At 50.4% G+C, this 21,183-nt stretch carries 8 protein-coding genes and 1 pseudogene; 7 read left to right on the forward strand and 2 right to left on the reverse strand.

What is annotated here, in order from left to right:
* Positions 1 to 582: 582 nt before the first annotated feature.
* Together M516_RS24695 and M516_RS0108575 are read left to right on the forward strand one after the other, a co-directional pair.
* Complete coding sequence (locus tag M516_RS24695) at positions 583 to 771, forward strand: SOS response-associated peptidase family protein (RefSeq protein ID WP_420796319.1); 189 nt, start codon at positions 583 to 585, stop codon at positions 769 to 771.
* 239 nt (positions 772 to 1,010) lie between these two features.
* Entirely contained in the window at positions 1,011 to 2,255 is a 1,245-nt protein-coding gene (locus M516_RS0108575) for a hypothetical protein (protein WP_029098749.1), read from the forward strand.
* A 196-nt stretch (positions 2,256 to 2,451) separates the two neighbouring features.
* On the opposite strand, the gene M516_RS26140 is transcribed toward M516_RS0108575, so the two are convergent.
* Positions 2,452 to 2,847 (reverse strand): helix-turn-helix transcriptional regulator, encoded by a 396-nt coding sequence (locus M516_RS26140; RefSeq protein ID WP_274518670.1) that lies wholly within the window; start codon positions 2,845 to 2,847, stop codon positions 2,452 to 2,454.
* Between the two features lie 14 nt (positions 2,848 to 2,861).
* Here M516_RS26140 and M516_RS25930 point away from each other — a divergent pair, with 14 nt between their 5' ends.
* Positions 2,862 to 3,164 carry an ATP-binding protein gene (locus M516_RS25930; protein ID WP_238550947.1) on the forward strand — a complete coding sequence of 101 codons (303 nt, stop codon included), beginning with the start codon at positions 2,862 to 2,864 and terminating at the stop codon, positions 3,162 to 3,164.
* Positions 3,161 to 3,388: a magnesium chelatase subunit ChlI family protein gene (locus M516_RS25935; RefSeq protein ID WP_029098750.1), complete on the forward strand. Its 228-nt coding sequence runs from the start codon at positions 3,161 to 3,163 to the stop codon at positions 3,386 to 3,388. The genes M516_RS25930 and M516_RS25935 overlap by 4 nt, the downstream gene beginning before the upstream one ends.
* A 234-nt stretch (positions 3,389 to 3,622) precedes the next feature.
* Here the strand turns inward: M516_RS25935 and M516_RS26305 are convergent.
* Positions 3,623 to 3,856 (reverse strand): annotated as a pseudogene (locus tag M516_RS26305) (MFS transporter); the annotation flags it as partial.
* A 995-nt stretch (positions 3,857 to 4,851) separates the two neighbouring features.
* On the opposite strand from M516_RS26305, the gene M516_RS23095 reads away from it, so the two are divergent.
* The 3 genes from M516_RS23095 to M516_RS0108600 all read left to right on the forward strand — a co-directional run bounded on the left by M516_RS23095 (position 4,852) and on the right by M516_RS0108600 (position 21,181).
* Entirely contained in the window at positions 4,852 to 15,234 is a 10,383-nt protein-coding gene (locus tag M516_RS23095) for a non-ribosomal peptide synthetase (protein WP_051188156.1), read from the forward strand.
* A 116-nt stretch (positions 15,235 to 15,350) separates the two neighbouring features.
* Entirely contained in the window at positions 15,351 to 19,940 is a 4,590-nt protein-coding gene (locus tag M516_RS0108595; RefSeq protein ID WP_029098751.1) for a type I polyketide synthase, read from the forward strand.
* Positions 19,937 to 21,181: an LLM class flavin-dependent oxidoreductase gene (locus M516_RS0108600; RefSeq protein ID WP_202960933.1), complete on the forward strand. Its 1,245-nt coding sequence runs from the start codon at positions 19,937 to 19,939 to the stop codon at positions 21,179 to 21,181. The genes M516_RS0108595 and M516_RS0108600 overlap by 4 nt, the downstream gene beginning before the upstream one ends.
* The last annotated feature ends 2 nt before the right edge of the window (positions 21,182 to 21,183 follow it).

Genomic DNA, 21,183 nt, shown 5'->3' on the forward strand with positions numbered 1-21,183 from the left:
CGCAGTTCGCACGCGGGAAGATCGTCGGGCACTGTGGCGGAAGGACGATCGGCGGGCAGCGGAAACCGGGGCCGGGCGATGGAGTCGGTACCGGAATGTCGTTCGGACGCGGCGCGCACAGCCGCTGCGGCGGAATGGAGGTGCTGGCCGCATTGGCAAGGAAGAGTATATCGAATGGGATCGATCATGCCCGGACGACATCAAGCTGCTGGAAGCGTCGAAAGGAGGCATCAAGACGGGGCGGACAACAAGTCCCTTTCGCATGATTGGAACTTCGATTAAGCAATACGATGCATATAACGGGATAGGACGGAAGGGTAGCTTTGAGACGACTATGAAATCCAACCTGTTTTGGCGCAAATCGGTGGCCCACCGAACGGCCCGACGTCACCTGCTCCTATCTGTCGAGGGAAACGTGGCGGTTTGATCGAAGGGGCGTCGCATGCGGCTGCTTCTGCCGATCACGTTCTTTCAACTGCTGTGATTGGACGGATATGCTGGTTCGAATTCCAATGAAAAAGCTGCAAACCGTTTGATCTGAAGCCGCGGTTCAATATCGCCCCTGGCCAGCCGATCCCGGACATTCTTGCTGACGGCGGGCACCGCAGAATCGGCCAATTGCGCTGGGGCTTGGTTCCATCGTGGGCACAGGACGAAAAGATCGGCTACAAGATGATCAATGTCCGCGCCGAAACGCTGCAGAAGAAGCCAGCCTTTCGGCGAATCAATGAAAATTACCATACACCTTCCCCTGCCTCTTCGACGCTTTGACAACGTCCGGCCGCCAGAAACTTCACAGTTGCACGATTATTACACACCTGGCCGAACGAGGTTGTCGCAAACATCCATTACATAGATACTTCGGCAAGAGGATGATCAAATATTGCTTGATCGAGAGAAATTAAACCCATTTATAGCGTGATCGACTTTTTACTACAATGCACTTCTTTTCATAAAATTTGTATCTAAAAATAACCCCTCTTGCCGGGAATTTTTAGGAGGGAATTCGTTTGAGCGAATTCACGTTTGCCATTCTTGTCAAGGAAGTAAACAAAAGGAAGATAAACAGCGCAGTCCGTAAATGGAAAGCACCGTCTTGCCTGTTTCCCGCCAACGAAACATGGTATGCGGTTGTCACGGAAGATGGAGCGGAAAACGGATCGGAACAGGCGCGACAATTATCGGCTGAGCTGAACACCCATTCGTTTTCCTTCGTCCATGCAGAGGATTACGGATGGCACTATGAGCTGTATGAAAATGGCGAGCGAAAGGGAACGCTGGAGTTCAACTATGAAACATGCGATCACAGTAGCATTGACGATGCGAATGTTCCCCTTTTAAAGAAACTGGCCGTTGATGAAGTAGCGCTGGGACGCCTGGAGCGCGTTCTTGGCGCCAGAACTCCTCAGGCGGAAGATCTGTTGCACAGCGTTGAGCATTTCAAGCAGGCGTTGGGATTTGAAAAGATTTCCTGGATTTCGTATGAGTACGTGTCCACGATGTCCAAACGCCAGCTTGACGAAATAGGGGTAACCTTCATCAAACCAGCCACAAAGAGATTTTTGGCAGACAAAGTTATTGTCGAAACGCTGGATGAACCGTTACGTCACATGGGGTATGTCTATGAAGAACGGCCAGAAATGGGTGACCGGCTGTACTTTGTCAAACGTGAAAACGGCTTTGATTACGGATTGATGATCGATATGACGCAAAAGAATACAATCGAGCCCAGACTCTTTACTCCTCGCAACACTGGGGCAAACATGTTCTACATAGCTATGAGGGGATTAAAAAGCTTCGAGTATGCGAATGAACATGAACTGCGCCAGCACCTTGAGGAAATCGTGCGGGTGTTTCAGCAAACAGGTGATTCGTGGCTGAAAAAGAACAGGATCGAGATCTTTGATGCCAACCCCCTTTATGTAGAGATGGCTGATCCATTCATGGCGGAATACGCGTTTCAACGCATACACATGGATGATCGTATTCTGTTTGGCGGCAAGGTGATTTACCAAGGTAATCGGATGCAAATTGAATTTACGCATATTCCTAAAAAAGCAAGTATCGTTACGTATCTGGTCGAGGAGACAGGGAAAAAGTCCTTACAGGATTTTTTAGTGGAACACAGAGACATATTGCCAGTCGATATCAGAACCATTCATTTCTTGTTTCAAAATCGGGATGAATTTGTACAGGCGCTGGAGCGAACCTTTGATTTACTGCGTTTTTATTTCAAACAGAAGCAGGAAGATTGACGGATATATCGTCAGGCAGTAGCTTGCCTGGGCAGTTGGAGAATGGTGAACCAGACCAACAACCCACGCGGGAATTGTGATGGGGGACTGCTGAAGGGATTTGCGGGAAGAAACTCTATAACTTTCCCTGCAATTTTTCAGCGTGAAGCGTCGAACAAAGCATCAAGGCCCTTCTCGACCGAGGAGGGCCTTGATGTTAATGCAAAATAGCTAAGAATGTATCAAGACGCTCCATATATTTTTCGGAAGGCCGGTACTCATCTTTTTCCCATCCTACTATCATACGCCGGCTCACTCCAAGAATTTCTCCAAATTCTCTTTTGTTATATCCATGATACAGACGAGCCTTTTTAATTCGCTGGCCTAATGTTTGTTCCGGAAGGTTCTCAAAACAACCAAGGTAAGCGATTGACACTCCCAATGCTTCAGATAACCTTCTGAGATTAGGCGGGCTTACTGTTGACTTGTTTTGTTCGGCCAGACGAAGAGATCGGACACTGAGACCGGTTGCAGCAGCTAGATCGACAAGCAACATGTTTTTCGGTAAGCGAGCACGTCTAATGCGTCCACCGGGTGTATCATCTTCTGGCAATGCAGGTGACAGAGATGTTTCCTTGTGAATCGAAATTTCTAGGTTGTTATCTTCACGCGTGTCCCTGCGGCTTTTACGGCTCCCGCGACCAGCGCGAATGCACCTGCACGCCGCAGCAGATTCAAAAGTATCGGTCGAAATTGTCCGGCCCGCTGCTTGACAGGATCGACCTGCATCTGGAAGTTCCTCGGGTGCCGGTAACGCTGCTGCAGGAGCGGCCGCAGGCGGAATCGTCCGAAGAGATCCGCTGCAGAGTAGAAGCGGCGAGGGCCATTCAATGCGAGCGTTACCGGCACCGCCCTGGGGCTCCCCAATGAACGGAGAGGAGCTGCGCCGGTATGCCGGCCTGGACAGAGAGGGGCGGAAGCTGCTGCAGCTCGCCTTTGAAACACTCGGCCTGAGTGCCCACGCCTACAACCGGATCGTCAAGGTGGCCCGCACCATCGCCGACCTGGCGGGAGCGGAGCAGAGCAGATCGAGGCCGCCCATGTGGCGGAAGCCGATCCGGTATCGGGCGCTGGATCGCGGGGTGGTGGGATGAGAATGGTGCAGAGATTGCGGTAGTAAAGAATTCAACACGAATGTGAAGTGACTGTCTGGCCGAACGGAACTCATAGCCGAGTAATAGTTCCTAAGCAAACGATCAACAGCTTGATTTTCGACAATCGCGAAGAAATCGAGTCTGACGGTGCGAGGGTTGACTGACCAGTTTGACGATAATTGATTTGTTTTTGGGGAGATGGAGACTCCGAAAATCGACACTAGAGCGCCGAGGCGCACACAGGGACGCCGCCACAAACAGCGTCATTCCCACCACGTACACCATCTTGGCCCCGTAGCGATTGGCCAGGGATCCTCTCGCGAGCAGTAGAGAGGCAAAGGTGAGTATTCAGCTGTCCACGACCCACATCAAGCCGGCAAGAATGATCCCGAGGTTGGCCTGCATGTTGGCAACCGCCACATTCCCCCGGTCACGGGTCACGTCAAGCGTTGCCATGACGAAACCCATTGCCAGCGCGACCAGTGTCTTCTAAACCTGAACGCGAACTGTTCGGCAGGAAGCTTAACTGTACATATAACGCTTTCATTGACATGTGATCTTCTACATATCGTCCGCAATTCGATTGCCATTCCCTCTGTGTTACCTCTCCTTCGCTTCCACTCATCCAAACCTCTGTTTTTTTAGATGCACAAACTCCCCAACTTCAATGTTAGTGGATTCAGCCGTTCTCAGGATTGTTAATAATAGACTTAGATTTACGATTTGCTATTGACACATTTTTATAAAAAGTTGCATAATTATGGTGATGATGGGAAATTCAAAGTTATAGCAAGATCTGCCCTCATTACTTCTTGTCGTTTTGAATTTCCCACAATATTTAGTTCTGATGTGTACATAGAAAGCAGCTTCTGGTCGAAAACACCACTAGCCACCTACAGAAATTTTAACTATAAATATCTGTTGCAAATGGTTACAATGTACTTATATTTTATACCTGTTGAAGTCTTGGTCCCGTTTCACTGCAAAATCCCAGAGACCAAAGCTTTAGCGTGGCAGCATAGCGGTGTTGACCCAATGTCAATTTTGGAAACAATTTGCCCCTTTGTCTCCGCATTGAACAGAAATCACGACCGCATCCATTGAAAATATTTTTTCAGCACAATGATCGTTCCGATGATGAATGCCTCTTTGTACTAATTTCCCCCCGATGAACAAACCAGCCTAAAGTAAATACATGATTAGGTAACAATTCTTTGTAACTGACCATAGAAAATGAGAAGGTATGTCCATACGATTTTTTTATTGTGCCTAGGAAACCTATTTTATGTAATTTATGAAAAAATTATAATAATTGGTTTAAACAGAAAGAATAGTTCGAATTTTTAAAATAAAATTCTAAACGAATACTTTTCCAGTTCTCCTACTAATCAAGTTAGCACTTTATTTCGCTCCTGCGGAATTTGTGCTATGAAATATTGAATTTTATTGAGGAGGTATTGTAATTGCAGTACGAAGTAATAGAAGGTTATCGTTTGTCCCCACAGCAAAAACGTGTGTGGAACCTACAAAATATGGGTTTTGTAGGTACAAACTACCTTGTCGTCCGTTTGGTAGGCGAATTGAGCAAGGAGGCTTTACAAAGTGCCCTTGTAAGGCTTGTGAATGATCATGAAATCTTTCGTACCGATTTGAAGACCTATGAGGAACTGTTGGTACCTGTCCAAGTGGTAAGGAATGATAATCTCTTTTACTGGAATGTTCTTGACCTTCGAGCCTTGAGGAAAGAACAACAACGTAAAGAAATTGAGGACTTGTTGGATATCGAAAAGTCAATCTCCTTTAAGGAAGGAGATACGCTTCTCCGAGCAACTTTGGCCCTATTGGAAGAGCGGGAAGCGGTTCTAGTGCTAACCACAGTATCGTACTATACCGATACGTGGACCCTAAAAACCTTAGCTGAAACCTTGGGCTCTCTCTATTCGGCTTGCTTGACCGGCCGCGAAGAAGAATCGGAAATTGTTCAATACGGCCAGTATGCTGAATGGCAGAATGAAATTCTCTCTGAAATGGAGGATGAGGAAAAACAACATTGGAATCGGCTAGGGCTCCTTCCACTGCCGCAAGCCTCGCTTCCTTTCGCAAAAGGACGAACGGACACGGAGATTTCGGCGGGTGAGGAAACATTCTCCTGGACACTTTCCTCCGAACTCGTATCCAAGGTGGAAGAATTGGCTGAAGAAGCTTCTGTTACACCAGAGGTGGTGCTATTCGCAGGGTGGCAATCGGTCCTTTCCAGACTTACTAATCAGTCAGAATTGGTAATCGGTTTCGGTGTGGACGGCCGGGCGTTTAAGGAACTGGAAGGGGCTTTGGGACTCTATGGGAAGTATCTCCCGATTCGAGGAGGTGTTGTGGGGACAGAAACGTTTCGCTCGATCCTTCATCGTCTCAGCCAACGCGTGGAACATGCCCGAGAATGGCAAGGAACCTTCTGGATTGAAGAGTGGAGCCAATCAGTTGAAGAATCAGAGCGCTGCGAGCGACTTCAGTTCGGATTTGACTATTTGAACACTGAAGTGCAGATCAAAAACGAAGGGGATCTGGAGTTCACGATACTCGCCCTAAACAGCTCGATTGACCGTTTCGATCTTCGTTTGAGTTGCCTGCAGAGGAGGGGAGAGCTAAATCTAGAACTCCGCTTCGACAGTAGTTTGTACCGGATAGACGACATTCGTGATCTTGCTTCTTACTTTAATGAGTTTCTTCGCCAGGCCGTGATGAGGCTGGATGATCCTGCAGTAGAGTTCGACCTTTTGGATGAATTCAAGAAACATCAGATCCTGGTGGAATGGAGCATGACTGAAGCTCCCCTTACTGGCCAGCCTGTACATAAAAAGTTTGAAGAGCAAGTTCTTAAAACGCCGGAGCGGGTAGCGGTCTTGTACCAAGACCAACAGCTGACCTTTATGGATTTGAACATACGTGCAAATGAACTGGCACATCGACTGATAAAGATGGGCGTCGGAGCAGACGTTAGAGTGGCTATTTGCGTTGAACCTTCTTTGGATCTGGTGGTTGGGATTCTCGGGGTATTGAAGGCGGGAGGAGCGTATGTTCCGGTTGATCCTTCCTATCCTAAAGAGCGTATCCAGTACATGCTCGAAGATTCCCTGGCGACGGTTTTGCTTACCCAAAAACACTTAGCAGACCAACTTTCTGATCATGCGCCGGAGATGCTCTTTTTGGATGAGGTGGAAGCATTAATCAAGGAGAACGATCAAAATCCTGATGTGATAGTGACGAGCGAGGATCTCGCGTACATTATCTATACCTCTGGATCAACCGGTCGACCAAAAGGTACATTGATCCACCATGGAGGTTTGACCAACTACCTTGAATGGGCTATTCAGGCTTATGAAGCAGAAAAGGGTGAAGGGGCCCCGTTGCACTCCTCGATCGCATTCGATTTGACGGTCACCTCGCTGTTCGTACCTCTGCTCGCGGGCAACAAAGTCGTACTTGTCCCGCAGGACAACTCACTGGACGGTTTGGTGACAGTACTGCGCGAACATCGAAAGTTCAGCTTCATTAAGCTTACTCCGGCACACTTGAAAGTACTCAGCCAGAAGCTCGACCCAACTGAAGTAAGAGGTATGTTCCGCAAAATGATCATTGGAGGGGAAGCATTATTAGCTTCGGATGTGGAGTTCTGGCGGAAGCATGCTCCAGAAACGGTGTTGTACAACGAGTACGGCCCCACCGAAGCGGTAGTTGGCTGCATTGTTTATGAGATCCCATCGACTGCGGTTTTGGAAGGTACAGTCCCGATCGGTCGTCCCATCGCAGGCGCTCGCATTTACATCCTCGATGAGAACAAGAAGCCGGTTCCCGTCGGTTCACCGGGTGAGATTTTTATCGGCGGTGCAGGTGTTGCACGGGGTTATCTTAACCAACCGGCGTTGACTGCGGAACGCTTCCTCGAAAACCCCTTCTTTGCTGGAGATAGGCTGTATAAAACTGGTGACTTGGCCAGATATCTCCCAGACGGAACTATCGAATACATCGGTCGCCTGGACGATCAAGTCAAGATTCGCGGCTACCGTATTGAGCCAATCGAGATCACAAAGCTTCTTGACAAGCATCCGCTGGTGAGGGAGAGCGTGGTAGTTGCATGTGAAGACGTGCCGGGAGAAAAGCGTCTGGTTGCTTACGTCGTCACCAAAGGGAAGACTAAATTGAGCGTCAAGGAACTTCGAGACTTCCTCGGTAGCCAGCTCCCAAGCTACATGTTGCCGTCAGCTTTCGTCAGCCTGGAAAAACTGCCTCTAACTTCAAATGGTAAGGTGGACAAAAAAGCCTTGCCGAATCCTGATCAGATTCGATTGGATACGGGCGAAGTGTTCATCGCGTCCCGATCCGAAGAGGAGGAAATTCTCTCAGGCATTTGGGCACAAGTCCTAGGTGTAGATCAAGTCGGCATCGATGATAACTACTTTGCGCTCGGTGGCGACTCCATCCGCTCCATCCAAGTGGTGGCACGAGCCCAAGAGCGCGGAATCAAATTCTCGGTGGAAGACATGTTCAGGTTTCCGACGATTCGTTCCTTGATGCACCATTTGCGAACGATCGAATATGAAACGTCAAAACCTAAGAACCGGGAACCATTCGGAATGTTGACTGAGATCGACCGCCGCAAGATACCGAATGGCATCATCGATGCGTATCCGCTCACCTTACTGCAAGAGGGGATGATTTTTCACTCGGAGTTTAGTCCGGACACGCCTATTTATCACGACATTACATCGTTGCACATAAAGGCACCGTTTCATCCGGAACTTCTGCGGGAAGCGATAGACTTCGTAGTAAACCGACATGCAACACTCCGTACTTCCTATGATCTCACTACCTTCTCCAGGCCCCTGCAGCTCGTACATGAAAAGGGAGTTACCGATCTGATGGTGGATGACATCACCCATCTTTCCTTCGAAGAGCAGGAGACCTATGTGGCGAATTGGCTAGAGGAGGAAAAAGGACGCGGTTTCGATTGGCGCCAGCTCCCCTTGCTGCGCTTCCATGTTCACCGTCGTTCAGAAGACTCCTTCCAGTTTACCGTCAGCTTCCACCACGCAATTCTCGATGGTTGGAGCGAAGCCACGATGCTGATGGAGATGTTCCGGTACTATCTGAAGCTTGTGGCGGGCGAAAAGCCGCAGGCGGATGTGCTCGGAACCTTATTCCGCGACTTCGTGGAGTTGGAACGGCTCGCAATGGAAGAGTGTCGTCAGTATTGGGACGAGAAGCTTCAGAACATGAGCCTGATGAAGCTACCTCGCTGGAAGAAAGTCAATGAGGGGAATCTGTTGGATCCATGTAAACGGGTAATTTACGTTTTGGAAGTTCCAATACCACACGAGATATCGGAAGGGATTAAGAAGCTAGCCGTTACATTGGCGGTGCCGCTTAAGAACGTCTTGCTGGCAGCACACATGCGAGTACTCAACTTGCTCAGCAACCAGACGGACCTTCTGACCTGTGTAGTTTCAGCGGGCCGTCCAGAGAGTCCAGATGGTGAACGGGTACTTGGCCTATTCATTAATTCGCTACCTTTTCGCATGAATCTGGAGGGAGGCACATGGAAAGAACTGGCTCTTCAGGCGTTTGAAACCGAGCGTGAAATGCTCCCTTACAGACGTTACCCAATAGCTGAAATCAAACGGAACCACGGTGGCCGGCTTCTCTCTGAAACGTTGTTCTACTTCACGCACTACCATGTCTACCACGGTCTGCAAGAGCTGCCGGGTGTAGAAGTCCTGAGCAATTACTTATACGAAGAAACTAGTTTCCCATTAGCTTCGAATTTTTTCCTCGATCCATTCACCAACCGAGTACACCTGAAGCTCAAGTGTGATACCAATGTGTTGGAGCGGGATCAGATCAATTTGATAGGCCAGTACTACCTCAACGTTCTTACTGCGATGGCAACCGACCCGGATGCTCGCTATGAGGAAGCGGATCTGCTGACTGAAGCCGAGCGACGGAAGATGTGGATGGAGTGGAACAATCACGAGACAAAGGCTGAGGTAATTGAAGATAATCAGACACTAGTCCGAATGTTCGAAGAACAGGTGGCTAAACATCCGAATAATACGGCCGTCTCCTATGAGGGTAACACGCTTACCTATACGGAACTCAACCGTCGAGCGAACCAACTAGCCCACTATTTGCGTGGTCTCGGAGTCGGGCCCGAATCCCTGGTGGGTCTTTGTGTCGACCGATCCCTTGACATGATCGTAAGTATCCTGGGTATCCAGAAGGCTGGCGGTGCGTACGTTCCGCTTGATACGTCCAATCCAAAAGAGCGTCTGGCGTATATTCTACAAGACTGTGCTCCCACTGTTTTAGTAACGAAAAGTAACATGCTCGACAATTTGCCGGAACATTTGGCTCAAACGGTATGCTTGGATGTTCAGGCGGATGAAATCGCCAAAATGCCAGATATCAATCCGATACCGGTGGCGAATGCGGACAATTTGGCGTACATCATCTATACCTCCGGTTCAACCGGGCAACCGAAAGGGGTTTTGACCACTCATCGAAACGTTCTTCGTCTCTTCTCTTCAACAAATCACTGGTTCAATTTTAATGAGAACGATGTATGGACGGTGTTCCATTCCTACGCGTTCGACTTCTCTGTTTGGGAAATCTGGGGGGCTTTACTCTACGGAGGCAAAGCGGTGGTGGTTCCACTTTTTGTCGCTCGCTCTCCTGAAGCGTTCTACGAACTGCTGGTCGAGGAGAAGGTCACGGTACTCAACCAGACACCTTCGGCATTCCGCCAACTGATGAATGTCGAAGAGGGACGTGAACCGTCTTCTGACCTGTCACTTCGTTACGTGATCTTCGGTGGGGAAGCTCTAGATATCCCGAGTCTTGCGCCATGGTTTGACCGTCACGGCGATCAGCAGCCCCACCTCATCAATATGTATGGGATCACCGAGACCACTGTACACGTTACCTTTCGTCCGCTCACCAGAGCTGACTTGGATGCGCCCGGCAGTGTGATTGGCCTACCAATTCCGGACCTTAAGGTGTACTTGCTCGACGCCCAACTGAATCCGGTACCGGTTGGGGTTCCAGGTGAGATATACGTTAGCGGTGCCGGATTAGCTCGTGGCTATCTTAATCAGGAAGAACTGACACGAAAGCGTTTCGTACGGAATCCTTTCCACCACGATGCCAGCGAGCACTTATATAAATCGGGCGACTTAGCCCGTTACTTGCCGAACGGTGATCTGGAGTATGTCGGTAGAATTGACGATCAAGTAAAGATCCGGGGATACCGCATTGAGTTGGGTGAGATTCAATCAGCACTCAGCCAGCACGGGTCAGTCAGAGAATCGGTAGTGGTTATGAGGGAAGATGTGCCCGGCGACAAGCGTCTGGTCGCGTATGTGGTTTCGACAGGTGAGCTGACGGTTAGCGACCTTCGTCAACATTTGGCAAACCGTCTCCCGGATTACATGGTCCCGTCCGCTTTTGTTCTATTAAAGGAACTGCCGATGACTGCGAACGGTAAGATCGACCGCCGTGCACTTCCGAAACCGTCACAAGACCGTCCGGATCTGGTCAGTGAATTTGTGGCACCGCGAAACGAAGTGGAAGAACTAATTGCAGGGACGTGGTCTTCCGTTTTAGGGCGCGAGCGGGTTGGTATCAACGACAACTTCTTCGAACTAGGCGGCCATTCGCTCTTGGCGACCCAAGTGATCACATTGCTTCGCGATTCGCTTCAGATTAATTTGCCGTTAAGAGCTTTGTTCGAAGCGCCAACCGTTAGAGAACTTGCGGTGCTGGTTGAAGAGCTGCGCAGTCAAGGTGCGGTTTATAATCCGATGCCGGTTATATCACCTGACCTTGAGAACCGATATGAGAAGTTCCCTCTCACCGACATTCAGCAGGCATACTTGGTCGGCCGTGATAAGGTATTTGAGCTCGGGAACTCTGCGGCCCATATCTACATGCGCTTTGAATCGGACGGTCTTGATGTAGAACGTCTGAACAAGGCTGTGCAACGGCTCATCGATCGTCATGATATGCTTCGGGCAATCGTCCATCCGGACGGGCAGCAGCAAATTCTCAAATCAGTTCCGCCTTACGTAATCAAGGTGAAAGATTTACGCGGACTGGATAAGGAGGAAATACAGAATCAGATTGAGGAAGACCGGAGGGCCCTCTCTCACCAGGTGTTCCATACCGACCAATGGCCGCTGTTTGAGATCCGAGCAAATCGGATAGACGAAACAAGGTATGTATTACACGTGTCGATCGATTTGTTGATTACCGATGCCGACTCCTTAGGTATTTTGAGCCGAGAATTAGGTGTATTTTATTCGAATCCGGAAGCAAACCTTCCGCCGTTGGAAGTTTCATTCCGTGACTATGTACTCGGTGAACTGTCCTTCCGCCAGTCGGAGCAGTACAAAGAATCCCTGCGTTACTGGACAGAGCGATTGAAGACACTGCCGCCCGCTCCAGAAATGCCGTTGATTAGCGGATTGGAGTCGATTGACAAACCGGAATTCGTCCGTTACAAGGGCTCCCTTGAAGAAGGACTTTGGAAGAAGTTGAAAGCCCAAGCAGCCCGTATTGGCGTTACCCCCTCCGGAGTTCTTTTGGCAGCTTATTCGGCTGTCCTAAGACGTTGGGCGAAGAAACCACAGTTCACGATAAATGTTACTACTTATAACTGTCTGCCATTTCACCCGCAAGCAAAAGATCTGGTCGGGGACTTTACCTCGCTTACCCTGCTGGGAGTTGACAGCGATAAGCGTAACTTCGAAGAGTTGGCCAAGTCAATTCAGAAGCAGTTCATGGATGATCTAGATCACAACTATGTCAGCGGAATTCACATCATGCGGGAGCTCGCACGCATGCATGGCAGCCCGCTCGGGAACCTTATGCCGGTCGTATTCACGTCTGTACTCCCACTGCATACCCGGGACGCATATGGCGATAACCCGATCCCTGCCGATCTGGTGGAAGCGATTACTCAGAGTCCGCAGCTGTTGATTGACCACCAAGTTTCCGAGGAGAAAGGCTCATTGCATTTCCGTTGGGACGTTCTCGAATACGTTTTCCCGGAAGGCTATATTCACGGAATGTTCAATGCATATCAAAAACTGCTTCATAGACTAGCCCTGGATGAAAAGGCATGGCTAGAGCAGACGTTGGATCTGATCCCGGCAGAAGATGTGGAGATGCAGAAACTGGCCAACGCAACGGAAGGTGTTGTTACAGATAACCAGCTGCACACCTTGTTTGCTAAGCAGGTTGCACAGCGTCCGGACCAACACGCTGTCGTGTCCTCAGACCGGACACTGACCTATGGGGAGTTGTTCCGACGCACCAATCAACTTGCCCGTAAACTGCGAGAATCCGGAGCCGTTCCGAATCGCCTGATCGCCATCGTTATGGAGAAAGGCTGGGAGCAGGTGCTGGCGGCACTGGGTATCCTGCAGGCGGGAGCGGCTTACCTGCCCATTGACCCGAATCTCCCACAAGAACGCCTCTTGTACCTACTGGAAAACGGTGAAGTCGAGATTGCACTGACACAGACCGGCTGGATGGATAAAATCGCGTGGCCGTCCCATGTCCGTGTCTTCACGGTCGAAGATGCCGACCTGCAGGATTATGAAGACACCCCGTTGGACGTGGTACAAGGCCCGGATGATCTCGCCTACGTGATCTTCACCTCCGGTTCGACCGGTCAGCCAAAGGGAGTCATGATCGACCACAGAGGGGCGGTAAATACGATTCTGGATATTAACGAACGCTTTGGTGTCAAACCGGAGGACAAGGTGTTCGCGCTCTCTGCGCTGAACTTCGATCTCTCCGTCTATGACCTGTTCGGTACCTTGGCGGCGGGCGGCACGATCGTCTTCCCGGAGCCGGAGGGGCTGCGAGACCCGTCGCATTGGTCGGAGATCATGAAGCGCGAAGGGGTGACGATCTGGAACTCCGTACCAGCGCTCATGGAGATGCTGGTCGATTATGCGGATGGGCAAGCGGATCTTCTGCCGAAAGGCCTTCGCCTGGTGCTGCTCTCGGGAGACTGGATCCCGGTTTCCCTGCCGGATCGCCTGCGCAAGTTAATTCCCACGGTAGAAATCATCTCACTTGGAGGGGCGACAGAAGCTTCGATCTGGTCAATTCTCTATCCGATCGGCGAAGTAGATCCGGAGTGGACGAGCATTCCGTACGGAAAGCCGATGAAAAATCAGCGCTTCTATGTGCTAAACGAACTGCTGGAGCCGTGTCCGACCTGGGGGCCGGGACAGCTGTATATCGGAGGGATCGGTCTGGCGAAGGGCTATTGGAAGGACGAAGCAAAGACAAACGCAAGCTTCATCCGGCACCCGGTGACGGGCGAGCGCTTGTACAAGACGGGAGACATTGGCCGATACCTGCCGGATGGCAACATCGAATTTTGGGGACGCGAAGACTTCCAAGTCAAGATCCAAGGGTACCGAATCGAGCTGGGCGAGATTGAAGCGGCTCTGTCCCAGCATGATGCGGTACGAAACGTTGTCGTTAAAGAGATCAACAACGCACAAGGACAGAAAAGGCTTGTCGCCTATGTGGTTCCGAACAAGGAAGCGGTTGCAAATCTTGAGACCGGTGCTGACCGGGATCTGGCTAAGCGTGAGGAGATTAAATTGCAGCAACTAGGCCTACGTACGTTCGCATCGGATGTAAAGCGGATCTCACTTGGCGGTGGGCTGATCGATGAAGAGAGATTCCGTACCCGAGTAAGTCATCGCAAGTTCGACTCCGCCCCGGTGACGCTTGAACAATTAAGTGCATCTCTTGGCTGCTTACGCCAAGCGACAATTCAGGGCAAACCGAAATACCTTTACGCTTCGGCAGGTACGCTCTATCCGGTGCAGACCTATTTGTCCGTCACGGAAGGGCGTGTGCAGGGGCTCACTGGGGGAACCTACTACTACGATCCGGTTGATCATTCCCTGGTACTTCTGAACGCAAACGCGGTTATCGATGTGAACGTTCATGCACCAGCCAACCGTGGATGGTTGAAAGATGCGGCCTTCACCGTATACTTCATTGGTCGAATGAAGGCAATTGAGCCACTCTACGGACGTTTGGCGCGAGATTTCTCGCTGCTGGAAGCGGGACTGATGACGCAATTGATGGAAGACACGGCACGTCAGCATAACATCGGCTTCTGTCAGATTGGCCAGTTCGACTTTGACCAAGTCCGTGAGCTTTTCGATCTGGAGGAGTCCCACGTTCTCCTGCACAGCATGGCTGGAGGGATCACTGCTAAAGAACAAGAGCAGGGTGTTACCCTCAGTGACATGAAGACCAATCAACTGACTGCGGAGCTGAGAGGTTTTCTTGAGAAGAAACTGCCAGGGTACATGATTCCAACTTTCTTCCTGTACCTTGAAGTTCTTCCGCTTACCGCAAATGGCAAGGTCGATATAAAGGCTCTTCCAGAACCAGACGATCTAGATGGTCATAACAAACATGTTGGCTATGTCCCCCCGGAGTCGGAGCTTGAGAAGCAAATCGCAGTAATACTTCAGCAAGAGCTCGGTCTGGAGAGGGTAGGGATCCACGACAACTTTTTCGATCTTGGGGCCAATTCCTTGACAATGGTGAGGACTCACCGTCGTCTGCAGACCCTGATCGGGAGTACCTTCCCGCTAGTTCACTTGTTTAGACATCCGTCGATTCATCTCTTGGCTGAGTCTATTACAAAGATGAAATACGACATTTCGTCCATGATTGATGATGCTGAAACCCAAGAGAGGGCCAAGAAGCGTCGTGAATCCAGAGGACGTGGGGGTAGGCGTCGAGAATAGTTCAATGCACTTCCAAGAGACAGAAATATTACTTTGATTTTCAGATTCGCCCCACAGACGTGTCTTCATTGCGGATGTAGGGTTTTTTTACCCAGAGGGGAGAAAGGGGAAGAAAGATGAGTCACCGCGACGTTGGCATCGTGGACGATTTGGAAATCGCGATTATTGGGATGTCGGGACGGTTTCCGGGAGCAAAAAATATCGATCAGTTTTGGGATAATCTCAAGAACAGTGTAGAATCGATAACCTTTTTTACCGACGACGAGCTTCTGAATGCAGGGGTGGCGAAGGAACTTTTGTCGAATCCTAAGTTTGTAAAAGCAGGTGCGCTTTTGGGGGATGTTGATCGATTTGACGCATCCTTTTTCGGATTCTCCCCACGTGAAGCAGAGATACTCGATCCGCAGCAACGAATTTTACTCGAAGGCGCTTGGGAGGCTTTGGAGAATGCGGGGTATGATCCCGAAACGTATCAAGGTCTGATTGGAGTCTATGTAGGAGCTGGTCTCAACACTTACATGCTGAATCTTCTGGGCGACCGGCAGGTTCTGGAGTCGAACAGTAGCCTGCAGCTAGCTTTGGCCAACGACAAAGATTATCTGGCCACCCGCATTTCCTACAAACTAAATCTCAAAGGATCAAGCATCACTGTACAGACGGCGTGTTCCACGTCGCTGGTGGCTGTTCACATGGCCTGCCAAAGTTTGCTGAACTACGATACGGACATTGCTCTAGCCGGTGGCGTCTCCGTTCGTGTCCCGCACCGTGGTGGTTATCTTTACGATGAAGGCAGCATTCTCTCGCCCGATGGTCATTGCCGTGCGTTTGATGAGAAAGCCAATGGAACGGTCTTTGGCAACGGCATGGGGTTGGTAGTGTTGAAGCGCTTAAAGCACGCGCTGGAGGATGGGGACTACATTCATGCGGTTATAAAAGGATCCGCCATTAACAATGATGGTTCCGTAAAAGTTGGTTTCACGGCCCCCAGTGTAGAAGGTCAGGCCAAGGTGATTGCCGATGCTCTAAGTGTCGCCGGTATCGACAAGGAGTCGATTAGCTATATTGAAACTCACGGTACAGGAACTGCCCTCGGCGACCCTATCGAGATCGAGGCACTCCAGGAAGTGTTCGGCCGTACTGCGGGTATAATCAAAATAGGCTCTGTGAAAACAAACATCGGTCACCTCGACACGGCCGCTGGTGTCACTGGCTTAATCAAGACAGTGATGGCTCTAAAGCACAAACAGATTCCGGCCTCGCTGAACTTCCAGAAACCAAATCCGCAGATCCAATTCTCAAACACTCCGTTCGAAGTTAACACTCGTCTGATTCCGTGGGAACCGAAGGCTGGGGTTCGCCGAGCAGGTGTTTCTTCTTTTGGCATGGGGGGGACTAACGCTCACGTAATCGTAGAGGAAGCTCCAGTGCGTTCATCTGAACCTTCCAAGCGCCCGTATCAGTTGATATTACTCTCGGCCAAGACGGGTTCGGCGCTCGGTGAAGCTACGGACAACCTAGTTCGGCACTTGAAAACGAGCCCGGTTATCAACCTTGCTGACGTAGCGTATACTACGGCGGTCGGCCGCCGTTCGTTCACGCACCGCCGCTTCGTAGTGGCACGCGATGCTGTTCATACGGCCGAGATGCTGGAGGCGCTCGAGCCCCTCCATGTTCAGGATGGTATGGTTGAACGGAGGAATCGTCCGGTCGTATTCATGTTTTCAGGACAGGGTTCGCAGTATGTAAACATGGCAAAAGAACTCTATGAATCGGAACCAGTCTTCCGTGAGGTGGTGGATTATTGCAGTGAATACTTGAAACCATTGCTAGACTTTGACTTACGGGATGTGTTGTATCCACACCCAGGTCAGGAACAAGAATCGACCCACCGTCTAACAGAGACGGTGATTGCCCAGCCGGCCCTGTTTGTCACCGAGTACGCGCTGGCGAAGCTCTTCCGGGAATGGGGCATTGAGCCGAGTGCCATGATCGGGCATAGTGTTGGCGAGTTTGTGGCTGCCTGTTTGGCGGGCGTGTTCTCGTTGGAGGACGGCCTTACCCTGATTACGACGCGGGGTCGCTTGATGCAGAAAATGGAGTCCGGTTCAATGTTAGTGGTCGGTCTTTCAGAAACGGAACTAACCGTTGAACTGGAAGGATCTGGGGTGGATATCGCCGCTGTCAACGGACCGCAGCTTTGTGTAGTGTCCGGATCGACCGAAGCCGTAGAAGCGTTGGCCACTCGTCTTACAGCACAAGGCCGTTACGTCTCACGACTTCACACGTCGCACGCTTTCCACTCTTCAATGATGGATGCAATCTTAGAAGAGTTCGCTTCTGAGGTAGGCAAAATCCAGTTGAACAAGCCAGACATTCCATATATTTCCAATGTGACCGGCACATGGATTACTGAGGAGCAGGCCATTGATCCGCTGTATTATGCGAAGCACCTCCGAACCACCGTGCGTTTTGGGGATGGTCTCCAAGTTCTGCTTCGAAGCGGAGATTACGTCCTGCTTGAAATAGGACCCGGGGAGACACTAACAAAGATCGCAAAACGATCAGCCGAACGGGGACGTATCATCCTTTCAACCCTTCGTCCGCCAACTGCCAATGTATCTGATTACCAGTACTTGTTCAAGGCAGTTGGTAGCTTGTGGGTTGCCGGTACGTCTATCTCCTGGAAAGGGTTCTATGGACACGAGAAGCGCCACCGTGTTCCCTTGCCAACGTATCCATTCGAGCGCCAGCGTTATTGGATTGATGTCAATCCGAATAACGAGTACGTGAAGGTGGAGAAAGGCAAAAAAGCCAACATTAAAGATTGGTTTTACCGTCCAGTATGGAAGCGGGCACTGCCATTAAAAGTAACAACGAGGACTGATTTGAAACTCTTCCTTCTGTTCGGTGACGAGCGTCACGTCACCAGACTCCTAGCCGAGCGCTTAACGGGGGACGGATACCGGGTCCTGACCGTCATTCCGGGGGAGGAGTTCGCGCAAATAGATGAATGCACGTATGTGATGAACCCGAAGAGTTACAACCACTACTATCGTCTGATCAAATATTTGTCAGAGCAGGGGCAGCTTCCCGAGGCTATTGTGCACATGTGGACATTCATGGTGCCTCCAGAAATAGACAGCCTAGGAGTCGGGCAGGAGTTGGGGTTTAACAGCCTGCTATACCTCGCTCAGGCAATCGGCAATGCGGGCATTTCCGATAATATCGAAATCTCCATCCTGACTGATGCACTCTTTGACATCACAGGCTCTGAGCGTCTTGTACCGGAGAAAGCACTTCTGATCGGACCGGCCAAGGTCATTCATCAGGAAATCCGTAACCTGAAGTGCCGTGTACTTGATATGGAAATACCAGACAACATAAGTGACGGATCGGAGGAGCGATGGATTCAAAACCTGGTGACCGAATTGACCGTTCCAATCAATGACCGGGTGGTCGCTTACCGTGGAACGAACCGTTGGCTGCAATCCTTCGAACCGTTTCCGATGGACGGAAATGATGGGGATCTGCCATTACGTAAAAAAGGTACTTATCTGATCACGGGCGGTTTGGGAGGTATCGGCCTCTTGTTCGCCGAGTATCTAGCACGCACAGTTCAGGCCAACTTAGTACTTCTCAGTCGAAGCGGTTTGCCGCCCCGGGAGACATGGCATGCGTTGTTAAACGAGCCAAATGTTGATGAAGACCTGACAAAGAAGATTCAGTCAGTGCTTGCGTTGGAAGAGCTGGGGTCAGAGGTGCAGGTGGTCACAGCCAACGTGACCGACCGAGTCACCCTCAAGCGAGCCCTTGAGCAGGTGGAGCAGCGCTTCGGGAAGGTGAACGGTGTTTTCCATGCCGCAGGTGTGCCGGGCGGAGGCCTTTTGGCGCTGAAAACGCCGGAAGTCGCCCAAGGGGTGCTGGCTCCGAAGGTAAACGGCACCCTCTTATTAAACGAACTGCTCGATATGAGGAACCTTGACTTCTTCATCCTCTTCTCGTCGATCCTTTCGATCACAGGCGGTCTAGGCCAGGTTGACTATACGGCGGCCAATGCGTTCCTTGATGCGTTCGCACACATGAGCCATGCCCGCCACGGTATGCCGGTTATGGCGATAGACTGGGATTCATGGCAGATTGATTCATGGCAAGAAGCAGCGATGGCGTCGATGCCGGAGATTCAGGCGCAGATCAAGGAGTTGCGCAATCGGTATGGCATCAAGGGAGAAGAAGGCGTCAAGGTGATGGAGATCGCATTGCGTAATTTGATGCCGCAAGTGGTTGTATCGACAAAAGACCTGGCAACGACTATTGATAAGCATGCTTTCTACACCGAGATTGCTATCGACAAGGAGAGCAGTTCTAACCGAGTTTATTCCCGCCAACTGGAAGAAAGCACCTATGTCGCGCCACGAAATGAGGTGGAGGAGACCGTAGCGTCGATCTGGCAGGAGGTACTGGGCATCGAGAAGATCGGGGTGAAAGACAATTTCATCGACCTAGGTGGACACTCCCTCTTGGCCGCACAGTTGATCTCCCGTATGCGGGAAGCGTTTCAAGTTGATCTGCCGCTACAGGCACTGTTCGATCGACCCACTGTGGAACAGATGTCGGAATTGATCTTTGAACTGATACTTAATCAAGTGGAGGCCCTGTCGGACGAAGAAATCGCTGCCATACTGCAGGACGAGGGGGCGGTTGGATGAATGACTTGACTTCCCGTATGTCCACTCTGACGCCAGAACAGCGACGATTGCTGGAAAAACGTATCAAAGGCAGGGAACTTGAGCCGGTTGTGCATTCCAAACGTGCAACGGAGATTATTAAAGGGAAACAAGAAGGGGCTCGAACCGATGGGGACAGAGCGTTTCTCACCGAACAGGAAGCAGCGTTGAGACCGATGGAATTTAGTATTTTCTTCTTCGCAGACGACGCTAGCAGCGACGCGAACAACCGGTACCACCTGTTGATGGAGTGTGCCAAGTATGCCGATACCCAAGGATTTACTGCCGTATGGACCCCCGAACGCCATTTTCATGCGTTCGGAGGTCTGTACCCGAACCCAGCTGTATTGGGCGCGGCCCTGTCAATGGCCACAAAAAATCTGGAAATACGAGCTGGCAGCGTGGTCCTTCCTTTGCACAATCCGATCCGAGTGGTTGAAGATTGGTCAGTTGTTGACAACCTCTCCAATGGACGAGTAGGCATCGCACTAGCTTCTGGATGGCATCCTGACGACTTCGCCTTGATTCCGGAAAACTACCCGGATCGAAAGAAAGTCATGTACCGCCATTTGGAAACGATCAAGAAGCTATGGGCTGGTGAATCTTTGAATATACAAGGGGGAGGAGGCAATGAGATCTCGATAAAGACGTTTCCGCGCCCGGTGCGGAAGGAGCTCCCAATTTGGCTTAGTTCGTCAGGAAATATAGAAACCTTCATTAAGGCTGGTGAAAACGGTCTGAACATTCTTACCTCTCTCATCAATCAGACACCGGAAGAACTAGGCGATAAAATTCGAGTTTATCGCAAGACCCTTGAAGAGAACGGCTTTGACCCAGACTCTCGAAAGGTCTCCTTGATGATTCATACATTTATTGGCACAGACTTCGAATTTGTCAATCAAAAGGTTAAGCAGCCAATCTTCAACTATCTTCGCACCAATTTAGATCTTCATGTCAGCATGGCGAGGGGCAGATCAATTCAAATTGACGTCGACCGCTTTACCAGGCAAGATGAGGATTCGATTCTCAGCTTTGCATTTGAGCGTTATATCAACCATTCATCCTTGCTTGGAACACTGGAAGCATGCGAAAAGATGGTCACCCGTCTCAAATGTATCGGCATAAATGAATGCGCTTGCCTGCTGGACTTCGGCCTCGATGTCGACAGCGTACTAAAAAGTTTGGAATTGGTGAGCGAACTTAGAAGGATCTGCAACCGGTAAGG

This window comes from Brevibacillus thermoruber 423 (assembly GCF_000454065.1).
GTDB lineage: Bacteria > Bacillota > Bacilli > Brevibacillales > Brevibacillaceae > Brevibacillus > Brevibacillus thermoruber.